We start from the raw sequence: 16405 nt of genomic DNA on the forward strand, positions 1-16405 counted from the left end.
TCGCCTCCTGATCCGACCTGGATGCCGCGGACCATGCCGGTCCGCGGCATCCTGCCGTTCCGAACGCGGTCGAATGACCTGCTCACCGCTCAGAACGTCGAAAGAGCGATGACCGAGCTGTCGTACATGACGAAGACGCGGTTTCCGGCGGCGGCCAGGCGGGCGTAGTCGGGGTCGGGGACCATGTAGCTCCGTGAGTCCTTTCCGTCCGAGGCCCGCACCGCATTGATCAACAGCTGGGGGCCATAGCCGTTTTGGGTCCTGCCGAACGTCCAGACGCCGTGGCCTTGCCGTACCACAGGGCTCCCCCACGTCGCGTTCTGCGACGCCTCCCACAGCACCTTGCCGTTTCCCTTGTCCAGGCACCTGGTGCCGGTACCCGCGTTCGTGTAGACCGCGTCCGCATAGATCGCGGCAGGGCCCCACTTGTAGCCGTCGGTCTCCCAGTCGTCGAGTTTGGTGTTCCAGATCCTCGTTCCGTCGCTGAGCCGGCGGGCGTCCATGGACTTGCCGTTGATGTACACGATGCCGTCGTAGACCACCGGGCTGACCGTGAGGTCCTTGTCCTGGTCGAGGCGGGTCCATGCCGTGCTGCCATCGTTGGTGTGCACGACGAGCACGGTGCCGTCCACGGCCGATACGACCAGCCTGCCCTGGCCGGCAACGGCAGGGGCGAGCAGATTCCCGCGGAACTTTGTGGGGACGGCAGTCGTCCAGCGGATCCTGGCGTCGGAGCGGCTCACGCTGCGCAGCCTGTGGTCCTTCGTCACCAGGTACACGGCATCGTCGTCGGCCGCGAGCAGCGCCGCCGTCTCTGCGGCCGGGCACGTCCACTTGGGTTCGCCCGTGGAAGGCACGAACGTCCGTAGGACACCCTTGTCGTCGGCGCCGATGACCAGCCGGTCGGAGAGAGACAGATAGCCGCTCTTCGTCCTGAGGTGAGGCGCGCTCCAGCGGCGCTTGCCGTTGGTGATGTCGAATCCCGCGATGCCGCCGGTCGCGACACCGAAGACGATGACGTCCCCGATCGGCAGCAGCGTCTGAGAGTAGGCGTCCGCCTGGCCGTGCACTTGCCAGAGGTCCGTCGGCTGAACGTCATGGTTGATCGGGTCCTCGATGCCGTGGACGTCCAGCTTTTGCGGGGGAACAGGCACCGCCGCAGGAATGTCGAAAGGACCGCTTTTCGTCCTCGTCGATCCACCGCGTGTTCCGAACCACCACGCGGCCGTGCCGCCCCCGCCCGCCAGGACCACGCCACTGGCGGCCAGCCCGGTGAGCGCCCGCCTGCGGGTGACGGACGGAGCCGTCTCCGTCGTGACCGGTTGGGACAGTCGGCGTGCCGCGACCTCCCGCTCTCTGATGGCGTCGGCAACCGGTCCGCGCCGCCAGACTCGATCGGCTCTCTTCGGCGCCGCCATGGCCTGCACGATCTGGGGCGGGGCAGGACGCGCGGCCGACTCCTTGGCCAGGCAGGGCAGGATCAGTGACTGCAGATGCGGTGCGATGCCGTCGAGCCGTGGTTCTCCGTGCACCACTTCGTACTGCACGGCCGCGACATGCGAGCCCTCGTACGCCCGTCTGCCACTTGCCGCGTAGGCCAGAACCGCGCCGAGCGAGAACACGTCCGCCGCCGGAGTCACCCGTCGACCGAGCACCTGCTCGGGAGCGCCGTACCCAGGAGTGACGGGCACCTGCCCAGTCGTGGTCAGGGTCAGACCGTGTTCGGGCCGAGCGATACCGAAGTCGATGATGCGCGGTCCGGCCGAGGTGAGCACGATGTTCGGCGGCTTCAGGTCACGGTGGATGAACCCGGCAGCGTGGATGTCGGCGAGGGTCCGGGCGAGCGCAGTGGCAAGGGCGCTCAGAGCCGACTCGTCGAGAGGTCCGTAGGTGTCGACGGCTTGGTCCAGGGTGAGTCCCGCGAGGAACTCGGTAGCGATCCAGGGCCGTCCGCCCTCGGTCCATGCGCCGAGTACATTCGCGATGCCGTTGCTCCCGACCGCCTGCGCGGCCTGCGCCTCGCGCACGAACCGCTGAGCGAGGTGGGTGTCGTGAGCGAGTTCCGGCCGCAGCACCTTGACAGCAGCCAGGCTACCGGCGCCGTCCTGGCCGACGTAAACCTTACCCATGCCGCCTTCGCCGAGAACGCCGAGAACGCGATAGGGACCGAGGCGGAGTGGGTCGCCGGTGGCAAGGGGTTTCATGGTGGGTCCTTCTGCCCGAGAGGGGTCGGTGGGGGCGGCCGAGCGGCGAGGCTGTCGTCGTGCGCAGTTCCGCGCGACCGGTGTTCTGCCGCTTCGAGGTCACGTCACTGGAGGGGATACGCGGTCAGGTTCTGGCTGTCCACGCCGAGGACCAGCTTCGCATCCGCGTCCGCGTAGAACTGTCTGCCACTCGTCCGGTATGTCAGCGAAGTAGTGTGGCTCGACAAGTTGATCGCGCGCAGCAGAGTCCCGTTCTTGTAGTACGCGTAGCGGGTGCCGAGGACGGGCGGCCAGGCGGTGGACGCCTCCGACACCTCCCCGCCGCGCTCGGTCCAGAGCACCTTTCCGCTGCGCGCGTCCACCGCCGTCAAACCGACGCCGCCGCCCACGGCGTACAGGATGCCCGCCTTGAGCACTGGCGGACCGTGCACGTGCCCCGTCGAGGTCTTCCACGTCACGGCCCCGTCGCTCAGCCGCAGCGCCCAGAGCCGACTGCCGCCGAGATACAAGTGATCGCTGTCCGCGGCGATCCCGCCCCGCAGGACGTCCGGCTCGTCAATACCGTACGGCCGCTCCCAGAGGACGGCGCCGGTCGAGGCGTGCCGAACGACGATGTGGACGGTCCCGTCGTTCACTTCCTGGAGTGTCACCAGGCGGCTGCCGACGGCCTTCGCGGCGAGGAAATGCAGCCTCGAGCTCAACTCGAACCGTACGGGCAGCGGTTTCGACCACAGGAGCTTGCCGGTCTCGAGGTCGGCGGCACCCAGGGTGTCGGTCTCCCCGACCGAGAAGGCGCCGGTCGCGTCGTTCTTCCCCTTGCCTACGACGACGTATGCGACGCGGTTCGTGACGCACAGGAGTTGATGTGTCGGGAGCTCGTCATTGGTGCCCGCGAACCGGGCCAGGGTTTTGATCGTTTTCCCGTTCTTCGGATCGACGGTCTGGAGCGTGACGGCGGCCCCGATCCCGTCGCTGGTTTCCTCCCCGATCGAGAGGCGGTAGAGCCGACCACCCGCCACGAGCGTCTGCCAACTGCTCTCTTCGGAGTAGCTGTCCCACTTGCGGGCTCCGCTCGCCGAACTGACACCCTGGCTCCCACCGCCCGTGGGCACGACGATCATTCCGCCGAGCGCTTGGGGAACGACCGCGCCCAACTGAGCCGTGACCACGACGTCTACCGTGTACGTCCACAGCGGCTCGATGTTCTGCGTCCTGTGGGTGCTGCTCTTCGTTCTCGTGCCACCGCCGCCCCGTGCTGGGGTGCGCTCCTGCCACCACCACACGCCTCCGCCCGCCGCCGCTCCGACGGCGAGTGCGCCGCCGAGGGCGAGGAACCCGCGGCGCGACCGGCGACGACCGACCGCCGTGGTGCCCGCCATGGCCTCCGGACCGGCCACCGGCGCGGGCAGCCGCTGCGGCACCAGCCGCCAGACGTCGGCGGCCCGCCGTCCGATGTCTGCGAGCAGCTCGTGCGGAAGGAGGTCGGCGAACTCACCCTTGCCGTCGTGCAGTTGTTCCGCGAGCTGAGCCGTGGTGGGTCGGGCCCCCGGCTCCTTGGCCAGACATTGGGCCAGCACCGGCACGAGCGCGGTCGGTACGCCGCCGAGGTCCGCCTCGGCGTACCGCACCCGGTACAGCAGATCCGCCGCCTGCCCGTGCCCGAACGGGCCGTGCCCGGTGGCCGCGTACACCAGCACTCCGGCGAGCGCGAACACATCGCCGGCCGCGTCGTGCTCCTGCCCGGTCGCCTGCTCCGGCGACATGAAGGCCGGTGTACCGACGGCGGCACCGGCGCGGGTCAGCCGGTCGTCGCCGATCGCCCGCGCGATGCCGAAGTCGATGACCTTCGGACCGTAGGCGGTGAGGAGGAGGTTGGACGGCTTGAGGTCGCGGTGGACGACGTCCGACCGGTGCAACTGACCGAGCGCCGAGCACAGGGCGGCGCCGAGGGCACGTACGGACTGTTCGGGCAGCGGTCCCCCGGCTTCGACAGCCTCGTCGAGCGGGGGTCCGAGCACATACTCAGTGGCCAGCCAGGGCGTTTCGGCGAGTGGATCCGCGTCCATTACCCGTGCCCCGAACTGGTCGCCTATGACCCGGGCCGCGTCCACCTCCAGCCGGAAGCGGGTGCGGGCCGCCGGATCGGTGGCGATGGCTGCGTGCATGGTCTTCAGAGCGACGGTACGTCCACCGGCGGAACGTGCCACGTAGACGGTGCCCATGCCTCCGCTGCCGAGCCGGGCGATGAGCCGGTAGGGGCCGAGGGTGACGGGGTCGTCGTGGGTCAGAGGTGTCGGCATGGGGGGTTCTTGTCGTCAGCGGCTGTGATGGGGTGCGGGGTTCGGGGACAACGCGCTGCCAGGCGGCCAGGACGGATGCGCCGGTAGGTGCGCCTCCGCGGCCAGGACGGACGCCGACTGATGGACGATGGCGGCGACGATCCCGGCAGGCAGCCAACCGGGGCCGAGCAACGCGTCCGCACGCGTGGGCGCAGCGAAACCCGCAGGAGCGCCCGATGGGGCACTCCCCACCAGCTCGTCCACAATCTCGGAGAGTTGCGGCCGGTGAACCGGGTCGCGGGACAGGCACCGAGTCACCAAAGAGCGCAGCGCGGGCGGTAGCTCCTCCCGTTCCGGCATCGTGTATCCCGTGGCGGCGTAGGCCAGCGTCGCGCCGAGGGCGTACACATCACCCAGCGGGCGCGGTTGTCCACCCTCCGCCTGCTCGGGCGGCAGACTGCCGGGGTCGATCCCGGGCATCTCCTGCCGAGCGACACCGGCCGGCCCTGCGGCCCGTACCGCACCGAAACAGGTGAGCCGGGGCCCGTCCGCGGCGATCAGCACGGCGGATGGGCAGAGCCCCGCGTGGATCAAGTTCTGCCCGTGCATGATGGCGAGGTTCTCGGCCAGTGCGAGGCCGAGCGCCTTTACTGTCCGTTCGGGCAGCGGGCCGCCGTGGACTGCGAGGGCTATGGGCAGCGGAAGCACGGGCAGATAGGGCTGCGCATGCCAAGCCTGCTCACCCGGGGCGGCGAGTTCGACAGCTGGAAGGACCCAGGATCCCAGGAGGTAGCGCGAGGAATCAGCCTCGGCCATGAAGCACTGCGGGTCGACCGTCGCCAGAGGCCTGCTGAGCAGTACGGTGCGGTCGCCGTCGGCGCTGCGGGCGATGAAGCGGTGCTCGGAAACGGGTGTGTGCGCGGGCATGCCGCTGTCGAGCCGGGTGACGACCGTGTATGGGCCGATCTGCCGCGTACCTCGGGTACCCGGTCCAGTGTCTGACGCGCGCATGTTCACCCTTCGTGCCTTGATGGCCCGGCCCCAGCTCTTCGGCTCGGCACAGCAGCAGGGTGGGCGCCTCCCGCGCGCGCCCACCCTGGAGTTGCTTCTGCGAGCCTCGGCCTACCGGAAGTAGGAGGCCGCCTTCTTGTCACCTTCCATGTACGTACCGCCGGACTGGGCGACGACGTGGCCGATGCCGGTCAGGGCCTGGTGGATGTCGTTCGCCTCCTTGTCCCAGCGGTGCAGCTTCTCGTTGAAGGTGCCCTGCGCCTCGCCCTCCCAGTACTGCAGGCTGCTGACGACCAGCTTGCGGAGCTCCTGCAGGTCCTGCTCGAGCGTGCTCGCCTCGTTACCGATCTTGGTTGCCGCGACGTCGAGCCCGTCATAAGTGACTGACAGTCCCTCAGCGTTGTTGGCCATGCCTGTTCCCTCGTCTCGCTGATGTGTAGCTGGTGGGTGCGCCGGCTGCCCGGCGGATGTTCTGTGTCTCGCTCGACTCAGTAGGAGCTGAGGGAAGACGTCGGAACGGTGGGAGCGCCGTCCTGGAGGTCGATCTTGTTGACCGCCGCGCGCACCTCGTCTTCCTTGCTGTCCTTGATGTTGCGCGTCGAGGTCATCGCCTCGATGACGTCACCGAGGATGTTGCCGATGTTCCGCAGCGACTCGTTGATCTCGAACTGCTTCTTGTCGAAGGCGGCACGGCCGATACCCTGCCACTGGCCCTCGAGGCCGTCGATGACGCCCTGAAGCCCGTGCACGCGCTTCTGGATGCCCTCGTACTTCTCCACCATCTGCTTCTGCAGGTGGACTACTGCGGCATCTTCGAGCTTCTGCTTTCCGCCGGCCATGATCGGCCCTGCCTTTCGTGTGTCCGATGTTGATCTGATGGTTTCGGCTCACCGCTGCGTTTGTAGCTCTGCAGCGTGAGTACGCAGTCCCTGTCCTGCCCGAAGTTCTGCCCGCACAGCACACGGCTGCTACGGCTGTTGACGACTGATCACGTCACTTGGCGCGTCGCGCCCGCATGACGGCCAGGCCTCCGCCGCCGATCACGATGACCGCGGCGGTGGCGCCGAGCGCGATCCAGAGGGTGTTGTTGTCGCTCGACGATTGGGTGCTTGATCCTGCCGCCGAGATTTCGCCGGTGGAACCCTTTTGCTGGGCTTGTGACGTGGCTGATGCAGAAGGGGAGGGCGAGGAGGAGGATCCGGATTTTGCCAACAAGTCCCCGCCGTTGTCCTTGGCGAGCGGGTCGACGTTTGCCGGGCCGGCGTCATAGTTGGGGTCCTTGAGGACCAGACGGGGACGGATCATCCCATAGCCAGCGTACTTACTCGGGTCGTCCTTCGGCCACTTGCGTCCAGCGGTGTCGATCAGGGAGCGCACAACTTGGTTCACCGTCCAGTTCGGGTGGGCGGACCAGATCAGGGCGGCGGCAGCAGAGGTGATCGCGGTGGCCGGACTCGTGCCGTTACGGTCGTCGCAATACGAACGGAAGGTGGCGTCGCACCAACCGGGAAATCCCTCACCAGGCGCTGCGAGGTCGACATAGTTTCCGAACGATGAGAACTTCGACACGGTGGCAGACTTATCGGCTGCCGCGACTCCAATCACGTAGGGGTAGGCGGCGGGATAATCGATGTAGCCACTCTTCCCATCACCCGCATTGTTGCCAACTGCAGCGATCAGCAACTTGCCCTTCGAGGCCGCATATTTGACCGCAGCCTTATCCTCGTCGGTGGTCATACCGCCGAACGACATGCTGATGATCTTTGCGTCAGTGTCAGCAGCCGCCTTGAGGGCTTGCCAGGCCTCCGGAGTCTTCTCCTTCTCCTCGCCGTCCTTGAGCCCCTCGAGCTGAACACGGTAGGGAACGATCTTCGCCCCCGGTGCCAGCCCCTTCAGTCCACCGCCTGCCCCGGTACCTGCGATCAGTTCAGCCATGCTCGTGCCGTGGCCGGCGTAATCATCCGTAGCGTGGTAGGCAACCGCCTTGGGAACCTCGTCGGCGAGGACTTGCCCCTTCAGCGACGGCGTATTCGCGTTCACCCCGGTATCGATGACCGCGACCTTGACGCCCTTCCCCGTGCTCACTTTCCACATCTGCTCGGCTTGCATGGGGCCCAGGTACCACTCCTTCGACTGTTCGTCGGAGGCAGCGGCGGCTGGAGCCAACCCCACGGTCACAGCGGCCAGGACGCCGACGACCGCACCCACCGCGCACACTCGTCTTCCGCTGCGCGCCCTGCGGAGCTCAGCCTGCTCGGCTCGTGGGCTGGTCCCTGACTTCATGGCGTTGAATGTCCTCGCTCGCGTTCAGTTAATGACCGGCGGCACATCGCGCCGGGGCCCGCTCGGCAGGTGTGTCTCTTCGTCTTCGACCAGGTAGTCGGGCCGCGGTGTCCCGTCCGCCTTCCGCTCTTCGCCAGGCTTTCCGTTGTGGCCGGCGCCACGCGTGAGTCCGGCACCACCACGGGTCATGCCGTTGCGTTCGGCTCCCGCCGCAGAGGTTCGTGCGGCCGGCCTCCCGGTGACCGCCTCAGACGTTCCCACGCGGGCACGGGAGCCAGTCCCACCCGAACCGGGCCGCGTCGTGGACTCGGACTCGGGTGTTCCGAAGACACCGCGCTGGCCGAGCCGGCCCGTCGTGGTCCGGGGGTTGGTTTCCCCCTCACCGCCGATGATTGTGCCGCGAGGAATCCTCGACCCGTTCTTCGACGACGGGTTCGTCGCGGAGGGCCGCCCCCCGACGACTCCGTTGGTCCGGCCGGCGCCGGTCGTCGGCCCGCTGGTCGTACGCTGGCCCGCCGTGGCTGCGGGGCGCGGCGTACCACCCGTGACCCCTCGCCCCATAGGGGAAGACGCCCTCGGTCCGGAACCTGCGCCCTTGACAGCGGACTGACCGGTCGACGTAGCGCGGCCCATCTGGTCCATGGGCCCTCGCCCCGTGGATCGTCCGGAGCCTGGATTGGTCAACTCGGACGCACCCGCGCGTCCCTGAGCCGACGGAGGGGTGCGGAAACCACCGGCGCCACTCAAGCCCCGACCCGATGGGCCATTGGGGACGGGGAGCCTGAATCCACCACCGCCGAACACATCGGGCTGGCTGCCACTTGTGGGAGGCGTGCCAGTGACCGGCGGAGTATGGCTGGGCCCAGGTGTGGTGGTCGTGGGCGGCGGCAGCGTGCCGGTAGTGTCGATATGCGTTCCGACGGGAACGTCTGGGTGCCTGGCTTGGTCCGTAGCGTCTTTTACGGGTGCCGGTGCCGGTGTGCCGGTTGCGTCGGGCACATTTGTGTGACGCGCCGGCGCCACCGTGACGTGATGCCCCCCAACCGCCGTCGAGCCCGTTCCTGTGGAACCGTGTGAAGCGGACCCTCCGGGAGCAGGATCGGCGAATGAGGTGGGTTTGGGCACCCCGACCTCGGGGAGACCCTTGAACTCAGGCTCATTCTTGTGCAAGTCCTGCAGTGATTGATTGGACACCGCGTAATACGACGCCAACCGATTCATCTGGTTGATCGCCTCTTGGCGGTGCTTCTCCACCTGGACCGCAGCGGCGTAGTCCTTGTTGGTCGCAACCTTCTCGGGGGCAGGGAAGTCCTTGGCGGATGTCGGATTCGCTCGGGTGTCGCGAGGGGGCATGGCCTTCCGGACGGACGCCAGGCCCTCGGCGGCGGCGGTGATCTGGTCGCCCGCTCCGCCAGCGAAGCCACTCAGCTGGTAGGTGCTCGCAACGAGCCCATCGCCCCACGTCCGGAAGTTGTCGCCCGCCTTGCCGACCCATGGGACCGTGTGGAATTGGCCCTTGAGTTCGTCGGCCGCCGCCTTGATGGCATCGCGCGCGTCCCAGAGAGCCCGGCCGGAGGACTCCAGGTCCTCCGGGTCCGTCTGCTCAACCAGGTCGATCATCGCGTTGAGGTCATAGTGGTCGAATTCCGTACGACTGACCATGGCCTGCGAGTACGGGGTGTGCTTGACCGCAGTGCGAATGGCGTTGTCGACGATACCGACAAGGCCGCCGCCCTCGTAAGGATGCTCCCCGAGGCCCCGGGCGTAGTCCGTGACGTTGTTCTGGGCGGAGGCCCGATCCAGGTCCGCCTTGTGCTCGTCGGTCATCGTCAGTAGCCCCCCGTCTGCCTGCCGCCGGCGCGCTTGGCGCCCGTCATGTCCTGGAGTTGCCCAATCTCCGCCTGGATCTCCCAGAACCGACGACGCTGCTCCTCTTCGAGGTTGTCGAAGGTCCCCTTCGCACCCAGAACCGCGATGCCGATGGCCTCGATCTGCAGGTGCAAGGTCTTGGAAAGGGTAGTGAGCCTCTCATGGACGGCGTTGAACGTCCCGTACAGGGCGTCGGCCTCATGGAAGCCTCCACGCCCGCTGCTGAGCGACCCCTGACGGATCGACTGCTCCCCGACCCGCGTCGGATTGCCCGCCGACTTCTCGAGGGTCTGCAGCACCCCGTCCACCCGACTGACGAACTTCTTCAGCGCGTCACCGCTGGCCTCCAGGTTCGCCGCCGACACGCCCCCAACCATGTCTGCCGGAAGCACGACGCTCCTCCCCGTTTCCCCGTACGCCTCGTGAACGAGACGGTCTGACCACTCACCGTACGATCGCAAAGCGAGCTGCGTCTCACAACGCGTTTACCACTGTAGTCAACCTGTCCAACGGGTCCAACCTGTGTATGTGTTGACTCAGTTACAAGACTGAACCAGGCCCAGCACTTTGCCCGATTTGCATGCCTGTGACGGGCGGGTGTACGGACACCTCGCCACCCACGCTTCAAGGTGCCGATCGATCGTGACCGCGAACAGCACTGACCATGCGCCCCCGTTTGCGATCTTCGCGAAACTTCCACACACGACTGATCGCGACTCCACAGCAACGCCCGTGCGGCATGAACCGGTCTTGCTAGCGTGCTTCAGACCCTGCCGGAGTCTCAGATGGTTCAACGAGGGCAGCAGGCAGTCGAGCACGGCCACGGGAAGGATCATGTCAGATGGCATGGGACGAGTGGGAGCAGCTGAAGTCCGAGGCCGCCGAAAGGCGTTCGACGCACATGCGCCTCAACCAACTACCGGCGGACGGCGGGGGCGGAGGCGGAGACCTCGTTGCGTCTCAGGACGACCTGGGCGCCGTCGGCCATGAGGCCTTCGTCCTCTGCAACGAGCTCCACACAGGGACCAACATCGCCGCAGCAGGAGCCGACAAGGGCAGCGTCGGCTCGACGATGCAAGCCGCGGCCGCGCTCAAGTCGCACGGCTTCGCGACGGGCAGCGCCCTGGAGTCGACTGTCGAAATGTGGTGCGTGAGAGCCTCGGTGACATCACCGCCGAATACATGGGCGACTTCCAGACAACGCTCGCCGGTACACACAACGACCGCTTCACGACATTCGGCGTGTCCGCGCACCTCGATCCGACCACGGTGGAGCGATTCCTAGCCGAGGTCGGGCAGGATCCACACGCATATGCGGCCATCACCAGCGCCCAGCAGGCATACACGGCGAACGTCGTCAACGACGTCATGAACGGGCACAGTGACTCCACCGTCCCGACGTCGGAACAACTGCGCAACGCCACTCGGCCCGGCGGCATCATCGCCGGCATCATGAGCGAGTCCCGGGCGGACGCCGTACTTGACTATCACTCCGCGTCCGACCAGGAATTCAATGACGCCGCCGCCGAGAAGCAGAAGTGGGTGGACCGTCTCCTCGGCATGGGAGTCGACAAGGCAGCGGAACGTGTACCCATTCTCGGTGCCCCCATTGGATGGGCTTCCGAAGACATCCAGGAAAGCATCATGAAGAGCATCGAAAGGGATACTTCAGACCAGTCCGAAGGGGACGCGACCCGCACCTATCTGAAGGGACGCGAAGCCGTCATGGACTCCGCGCGAACGGCCGTCGATGCCGCCGCCCGGAACGGCACCTTCAACTGGGACACTGTGCAGGATCTCCAGGACTCCGCAGCGAATGGAGCCGACGACGGTCACACCACCGGCGCCAAGATGGAGAGCTCTGGAGACGCCTCATGAGACGAGTCAGCCTGACAAGTGCGCTTACTCTCGGTTCTCTCCTTGTTCTGTCCGGGTGCTCAGGCCAAGACAAGAACTACTCGGCACCGTCCTCGATCTGCGGAGTGTCCGTCGACAAGGATGCTCTCAATGATCTGCTACCTTCCGGGGACAAGCTCAAGGTGAAGGCCTCAGCGAATCACGAAAAGCCGGAAACTCGATTCTGCAACGTGATGGTCGACGGGAACGTCGTGCTGTCCACCGAAGGTACTTGGCGGAAGGCCGGGTACACCGTCAAGGATGCGGCCGAGGACGCTCTCGCCTTCAACTATCGTGCGACCAGCGGCGGAAAGTACGCCGTGTGGGACGACGGGGCCGCCACAGTCTTCGACTGCAAGAACTCCGGGCAGGGCGCGGCTCGGTTCTCCGTCGAGTTCCATGTCGTACACCCGAAGGGGAAGATCGAGGACAAGGCAGAGAGGTTTATCGCCGACTACGCGGAGGCGTACCGGAAGACGGTGTCATGCGAGGGATGACCGCCAGCACGCACGTGAGACTCGTAGCCGCCTGCGAGTCCTGCCAGCCTGCGGCCAGGACGTGTGGCCACCAAGGTCGCCGCACCGCTCAATGAGCTTCTTCAGCGGTGCTTCTCCAAGGTGAGGATGGCCTTAGACATTGATGTCAGGCGGTTGGGGCTGCAGCGGGCGCGGCGGAAGATCCGTCAGGGCTTGAATTGGGCGAAGGCCCTCTCGACCGGGCTGCGGAGCCGGGCGCGCGCGGCTAACGGACTTCTGTCGCACGGTCAGCTCACGGCCGCAGTCCCGTTTGAACGGTGTACAGGCATTTCCGCCGACTCCTTATCAGCTCGCCGGGCGGGCCGGTGACGGCCTGGATGTTCACTCCGTGCCGTCTGGCCTTGTCGGAGTAGTCGCGCTCGCCGTCGCCGACCCGATCGCATTCGGCGATGGTGCCGTCCGCCAGGACGCACTCCGGCTTGGCCCGCCGCAGGGCGCGGGTGGGGCACGGGGCCGTGTCCGCCAGCAGCGCTGTCACGCCATGTACGTAAGTGTGCGCGGTGGGCTTCGCTGATGCGGAAGCCTGCGGCGATCTTGGCAAGGGTGGTGTGCTCTCGGAGGTACACCAGGGCCACCATGGCCCGCTGGGAGGGGTCCCAGCTTGCAGCGGCGGCCTACCGAAGACGCTTGGAGAGTCGAAGGCGCTATCGATCGCAGCCAAGTAACTGCCACCAAGAACATCCCCGTTCGAGCATATGGCCCCGGCGAACACTCCGCCCGCGGCCGCCCTGTCTGCACCGCAGATCAGTCGCCCTATCCAGCAAGGGAGACCAAAGCCCCCGCCCATCTCACCTGTCAGCGACGAACGAGCCCTGGCCAAGGACGGTGTAGAGCCTGCCCTCCTCACGTAGGGCGGCCACGGCCTTTTGGATCGTGGACGGGGCAACGTCCAGTTCCGTCGCAAGGTCCACTACAGCGGGAAACCGCGCCCCCGGGGCGTACGTACCCGCGTCGATACGACGGCGCAGTTCATCCGCGATCTGGGGCCATACAGGTTTGCTGCGGTCGAGATCCATACGGAGAGGATGCGCGTAGCCTCGGATTCCCGCGACCGCGTATGCGCGTATGCGCATATACTCAGATTCGCAGCCGAAGCGAACGGCCCGGCAACATGTCCACGAGCTACCGAGGAGCTGACGCCAGTGAGCCAGACCCGTCGCCTTCGCCTACTGCCCTGGAGCGGCCCGGAGGGCAAGCCGGCATATCTCGTTACGGACGGCACAGCCAGCCCGCTGGCTCTGCTGGCGGACAGAGTTGAGGCCCAGCAGATGGAGACAGCCGCCGTCGTCCTGAGCCTGGCGCAACCGATGATCGAGGAAGAGGCGAACCTCACCGTCGACGAACTGCGCTTCATCACCCGCCGTCTCATCGAGGCACTGACGGACGTACTCAACATCGCTGAGAGCCGCAGCCGAAGAATCCCCCCCGTACGCTGACGAGAAGTAGTCGCCCCTGAACGACAAGCCCCAAGGCATGCTCGTTCTGACGCGTCTCGGGGCTCCGGCACCTTCCCGGCTCCCAGAGCGCCAAGCTGCTGTTCGCCGACGAAACCGCACGCTCTACGATGCGAAACTCCCCATCTCGGCGTCGATCGAACGTGGCCTTGTTCAGTCGCCAAGGACCTCGCGTCTCCGGACATCTGCGATCAAACGGAAGGCACCGTTCACCGCCTCACCCCCGTCCGCCATAATCTGGGCCCATGGAGCATTGGGCCGGGGAACTCATCAAGTGGTCGCTGTTCGCCTTCATCGCGGGAATGTTCATCCTCGTGTTCACGGTGTCGTCGCGTGGGCGTAAGAAGGATGCGCGGATCAAAGAGGGCTATGAGCAGCTTGCCCGGATCGCACCGGAACGTGGGTGGACATACCAGAAGCGCGTGCAGGGGCAGATCGATCAGTACTGTGGCGTACGGCCCTTTCCCGGACGTGGGAGCAATCTGCGGGCGTGGCACTACACCACGGGAGAGTTCCGCGGCCGCTCCTTCAAGTACTTCGAATACCGCTCCATGAACCTCCAGTCGGGCGCGGACACCGGGGAGCGCAAGCAGCCCAACATCGAGTCCGTTTTCATCGTCACGGCGCCTGGTTCCGGGCCGTTCGTGCAGATACTGCGGCCGAGCGTGCTGGACACGCTGTTCGACCGGCGGCCCAAGATGCAGCTCGGCGTGCCGGAATTCGATCAGAACTTCCGGGTCATCACCCGGGACGAGGATTTCGTCCGCGCCGCTCTGAGCCGGACGGTGGTGCCCTACCTGGTGACCGATCCGAAGACCAGGTCCTCGCTCCAGCTGCGCGAGAACGAACTGTTCACCTGGTACAGGGGTCCCCTGACCCCCCAGGCCGTCGACGAGAAGCTGAACTACCTGTGCGATGTCCTGGACCGGGTTCCGGAACAGGCGTGGAGCGCCGCCTGAGTAAAAGCCAAAGCAAGAGTCCGGGCAAAAGTCGGAGTGCCCGTTCTCCCGAGACCGGCAGGTTCACGGGAGAACGGGCACTCTGTCGTTCAGTCGGAGTCTTCCTCCGCCGGGCGCACCGTCCGCAGGAAGGCCTTGAAGTCGTCCAGCACCTCGGCCATCTGGCTCTGCTTCGCGGTGAGGACGAGTTCGATCACCGCGCGCTTCGCCGGGTTCCTGACGTCCTCCATGCCGAGGTACACCTGGCTCTGGAGCAGCTCCAGCGGCTCGCCCCGCAGAGTGGTGTGGAGGCGGAGGTTCTGGATCACGCCGGGGGCGTCCGTCAGGCCCGGGATGTCCGGGGTCCCCACTTCGGCCTTCTTGACGACCTCCACGGTTCCCGCCTGCTCGAGCCGGTGCACCGACTCGTCGGCGATCTGCCCCATGGTGGCGCTGTCGTTGCGCATTCGACCGGCGATGGTGATGTTCGCCGTGAACCCGCCGTCGATGGAGGCGGGATGGAGCGCGACGAAAGCGGCGCCGGGTGCCCCCACCTCGTCCGGCGGCGCCGCCTGCCAGCCCTCCGGCAACGAGAACGAGATCTTGACCGGCAGCGTGGCCGCCATGATGCTCCCTTCCTTGATGAGCGTCAGCTCAGCCTAGAACCAGTCACCGATCGCGTCGGCGGCGTCACCGAGCGAGTCGACCACCTTGTGCGGATCGATGGTGACGTCGAAGGAGACCTTGCCGCCGATGCCGAGGCCGACTCCGACCTCGCCGCCGATGGTGAACTTGCCGTCCTTCATGCCCAGGTCGGCGCCGGCGGACGCGCCGGCACCCGCCCACGCCTCGCCGCCGACACCGGCACCGACGCCGGCGACGTCGCCGGAGACCGAGTCGGTGGCCTTGGCACCGGCGAACGCCTCGGCGCCGGCGTGCACGCCGTCCTTGCCGACGCCCACGTTCGCGGAGGCCTCGGCACCCGCGTAGGCCTTGCCCTCGGCCTGGACCGCCGCGTAGCCGTACTCGGCACTGCCGCTCGCGGAGGCCTGGGCGAGGTACGCGCTTCCCGAGAGGCCGGCCTGGAGGCGTCCGTTGGTGATGCTCGCGGCGGCGGACCCGTCGACGCCGAGCGCCGAGACTCCGGCCGAACCCTTCAGCTTGCCGTCACCCGCGAAGGACGTCTCTCCGTTCGCGCCCGCCGACCAGACGTTGGCACCGCCCTGCCACTCGGCGAGCTTGACCGTCAGGTTGGTCTTCTTGCCGGGGGTGGTCCCGTCCTCCTCGTCCCCGGTCGGCGCGGGCTTGTCCCGGATGAACCAGTTGCCGTTCTCGTCCTTGCCCCATTCCTTGTCGGCGCGGTAGTGGCCGTCACCCTTCGGGAGCCAGCGCTCGGTCTCCAGCTTCCACCGGTTCTGGGTCGTCTTGCCGACGCCGTGGTCCTGGATCCACTTCCAGTCGTCGACCCGCTGCCTGGCGTTCGTCAGCCAGCCGGGACTGTGCGCCGCACCGCCGGCGAGGTCGTCGAGCTTCTTCGTCAGCTTCTCGAGCTCGGGCTTGAGTTGCTTGCGCGCGGCGTTCAGCGTCGTCTGTGCCGCGTCGTGGTCGCCGGACTTCCACTGTTCGATCGCGGTCGAGGCCTGCTTCTGGGCCCATCCCAGCGTGGAGGAGTACGAGGTGACCGCGTCGGCCGCGCCCGACATCGCGTCGGCCGCGAGGTACCAGTTGGACTTCTCCTTGGACAGGGTGGGCCAGAAGGCGTCGCTGGCCTCGCCTTTCCAGCCCGTGATCTTCAGGTCACGCAGGCCGTCGCCGATCTTGTCGAACTTCTTGGACCAGCTGGTGAGGGCGGAGGCGAGCTCGGTCAGCTTTCCGGTGTCACCCGGGATGAGCTCCTTGGGGTCGGTCGTCGACCCCAGCTCGGTTGCCATGGAT

Annotated in this window: 15 protein-coding genes and 1 pseudogene; 4 read left to right on the top strand and 12 right to left on the bottom strand. The window is 66.9% G+C overall.

The window, feature by feature from the left end:
- Positions 1–89: 89 nt before the first annotated feature.
- The 8 genes from ACIF83_RS40555 to ACIF83_RS40590 form a co-directional block, all read right to left on the bottom strand.
- On the bottom strand, positions 90–2129 hold the full coding sequence (locus ACIF83_RS40555; protein WP_399734965.1) for a protein kinase: 2040 nt from the start codon (positions 2127–2129) through the stop codon (positions 90–92).
- Between the two features lie 179 nt (positions 2130–2308).
- Positions 2309–4504 carry a protein kinase gene (locus ACIF83_RS40560; RefSeq protein ID WP_399734968.1) on the bottom strand — a complete coding sequence of 732 codons (2196 nt, stop codon included), beginning with the start codon at positions 4502–4504 and terminating at the stop codon, positions 2309–2311.
- 15 nt (positions 4505–4519) lie between these two features.
- A complete protein-coding gene (locus tag ACIF83_RS40565) occupies positions 4520–5494 on the bottom strand; it encodes a serine/threonine protein kinase (RefSeq protein WP_399734971.1) in 975 nt (324 codons plus the stop codon).
- 111 nt (positions 5495–5605) lie between these two features.
- Positions 5606–5905 carry a WXG100 family type VII secretion target gene (locus ACIF83_RS40570; RefSeq protein ID WP_399734974.1) on the bottom strand — a complete coding sequence of 100 codons (300 nt, stop codon included), beginning with the start codon at positions 5903–5905 and terminating at the stop codon, positions 5606–5608.
- A 77-nt stretch (positions 5906–5982) separates the two neighbouring features.
- Positions 5983–6333 carry a WXG100 family type VII secretion target gene (locus ACIF83_RS40575; RefSeq protein WP_094221042.1) on the bottom strand — a complete coding sequence of 117 codons (351 nt, stop codon included), beginning with the start codon at positions 6331–6333 and terminating at the stop codon, positions 5983–5985.
- Positions 6334–6487: 154 nt separating this feature from the next.
- Positions 6488–7702: a S8 family serine peptidase gene (locus ACIF83_RS40580; protein WP_399734977.1), complete on the bottom strand. Its 1215-nt coding sequence runs from the start codon at positions 7700–7702 to the stop codon at positions 6488–6490.
- Between the two features lie 99 nt (positions 7703–7801).
- Complete coding sequence (locus tag ACIF83_RS40585; RefSeq protein ID WP_399734980.1) at positions 7802–9604, bottom strand: hypothetical protein; 1803 nt, start codon at positions 9602–9604, stop codon at positions 7802–7804.
- A gap of 2 nt (positions 9605–9606) precedes the next feature.
- Positions 9607–10011 (bottom strand): hypothetical protein, encoded by a 405-nt coding sequence (locus ACIF83_RS40590; RefSeq protein WP_399734983.1) that lies wholly within the window; start codon positions 10009–10011, stop codon positions 9607–9609.
- Between the two features lie 778 nt (positions 10012–10789).
- On the opposite strand from ACIF83_RS40590, the gene ACIF83_RS40595 reads away from it, so the two are divergent.
- Both ACIF83_RS40595 and ACIF83_RS40600 read left to right on the top strand, forming a co-directional pair.
- Positions 10790–11524, top strand: coding sequence for a hypothetical protein (locus ACIF83_RS40595; protein WP_399734986.1), 735 nt, complete (start codon positions 10790–10792; stop codon positions 11522–11524).
- Positions 11525–11628: 104 nt separating this feature from the next.
- A complete protein-coding gene (locus tag ACIF83_RS40600; RefSeq protein WP_399734989.1) occupies positions 11629–12039 on the top strand; it encodes a hypothetical protein in 411 nt (136 codons plus the stop codon).
- Positions 12040–12140: 101 nt separating this feature from the next.
- Here ACIF83_RS40600 and ACIF83_RS40605 read toward each other — a convergent pair.
- Both ACIF83_RS40605 and ACIF83_RS40610 read right to left on the bottom strand, forming a co-directional pair.
- Positions 12141–12690: pseudogene (locus ACIF83_RS40605) on the bottom strand (transposase family protein); the annotation flags it as partial.
- Positions 12691–12866: 176 nt separating this feature from the next.
- Complete coding sequence (locus tag ACIF83_RS40610; protein WP_399734992.1) at positions 12867–13094, bottom strand: GntR family transcriptional regulator; 228 nt, start codon at positions 13092–13094, stop codon at positions 12867–12869.
- 126 nt (positions 13095–13220) lie between these two features.
- On the opposite strand from ACIF83_RS40610, the gene ACIF83_RS40615 reads away from it, so the two are divergent.
- Both ACIF83_RS40615 and ACIF83_RS40620 read left to right on the top strand, forming a co-directional pair.
- Positions 13221–13514 carry a hypothetical protein gene (locus ACIF83_RS40615; protein WP_399734995.1) on the top strand — a complete coding sequence of 98 codons (294 nt, stop codon included), beginning with the start codon at positions 13221–13223 and terminating at the stop codon, positions 13512–13514.
- Between the two features lie 263 nt (positions 13515–13777).
- A complete protein-coding gene (locus ACIF83_RS40620) occupies positions 13778–14491 on the top strand; it encodes a hypothetical protein (RefSeq protein ID WP_399734998.1) in 714 nt (237 codons plus the stop codon).
- 89 nt (positions 14492–14580) lie between these two features.
- Here ACIF83_RS40620 and ACIF83_RS40625 read toward each other — a convergent pair whose 3' ends face one another.
- On the bottom strand, positions 14581–15096 hold the full coding sequence (locus tag ACIF83_RS40625) for a hypothetical protein (RefSeq protein ID WP_398141154.1): 516 nt from the start codon (positions 15094–15096) through the stop codon (positions 14581–14583).
- Between the two features lie 33 nt (positions 15097–15129).
- Positions 15130–16401, bottom strand: coding sequence for a putative T7SS-secreted protein (locus ACIF83_RS40630; RefSeq protein ID WP_399735002.1), 1272 nt, complete (start codon positions 16399–16401; stop codon positions 15130–15132).
- Positions 16402–16405 lie beyond the last annotated feature (4 nt).

The organism is Streptomyces sp. NPDC085866, from assembly GCF_044541035.1.
Taxonomy (GTDB): Bacteria; Actinomycetota; Actinomycetes; order Streptomycetales; family Streptomycetaceae; genus Streptomyces.

Excerpts from the sequence above, each read along its gene's own strand:
- ACIF83_RS40610 (WP_399734992.1), bottom strand. The coding sequence starts at position 13,094 with ATGGATCTCGACCGCAGCAAACCTGTATGGCCCCAGATCGCGGATGAA.
- ACIF83_RS40585 (WP_399734980.1), bottom strand. The coding sequence starts at position 9,604 with ATGACCGACGAGCACAAGGCGGACCTGGATCGGGCCTCCGCCCAGAAC.
- ACIF83_RS40570 (WP_399734974.1), bottom strand. The coding sequence starts at position 5,905 with ATGGCCAACAACGCTGAGGGACTGTCAGTCACTTATGACGGGCTCGAC.
- ACIF83_RS40625 (WP_398141154.1), bottom strand. The coding sequence starts at position 15,096 with ATGGCGGCCACGCTGCCGGTCAAGATCTCGTTCTCGTTGCCGGAGGGC.
- ACIF83_RS40555 (WP_399734965.1), bottom strand. The coding sequence starts at position 2,129 with ATGGGTAAGGTTTACGTCGGCCAGGACGGCGCCGGTAGCCTGGCTGCT.
- ACIF83_RS40565 (WP_399734971.1), bottom strand. The coding sequence starts at position 5,494 with ATGCGCGCGTCAGACACTGGACCGGGTACCCGAGGTACGCGGCAGATC.
- ACIF83_RS40560 (WP_399734968.1), bottom strand. The coding sequence starts at position 4,504 with ATGCCGACACCTCTGACCCACGACGACCCCGTCACCCTCGGCCCCTAC.
- ACIF83_RS40575 (WP_094221042.1), bottom strand. The coding sequence starts at position 6,333 with ATGGCCGGCGGAAAGCAGAAGCTCGAAGATGCCGCAGTAGTCCACCTG.
- ACIF83_RS40630 (WP_399735002.1), bottom strand. The coding sequence starts at position 16,401 with ATGGCAACCGAGCTGGGGTCGACGACCGACCCCAAGGAGCTCATCCCG.
- ACIF83_RS40620 (WP_399734998.1), top strand. The coding sequence starts at position 13,778 with ATGGAGCATTGGGCCGGGGAACTCATCAAGTGGTCGCTGTTCGCCTTC.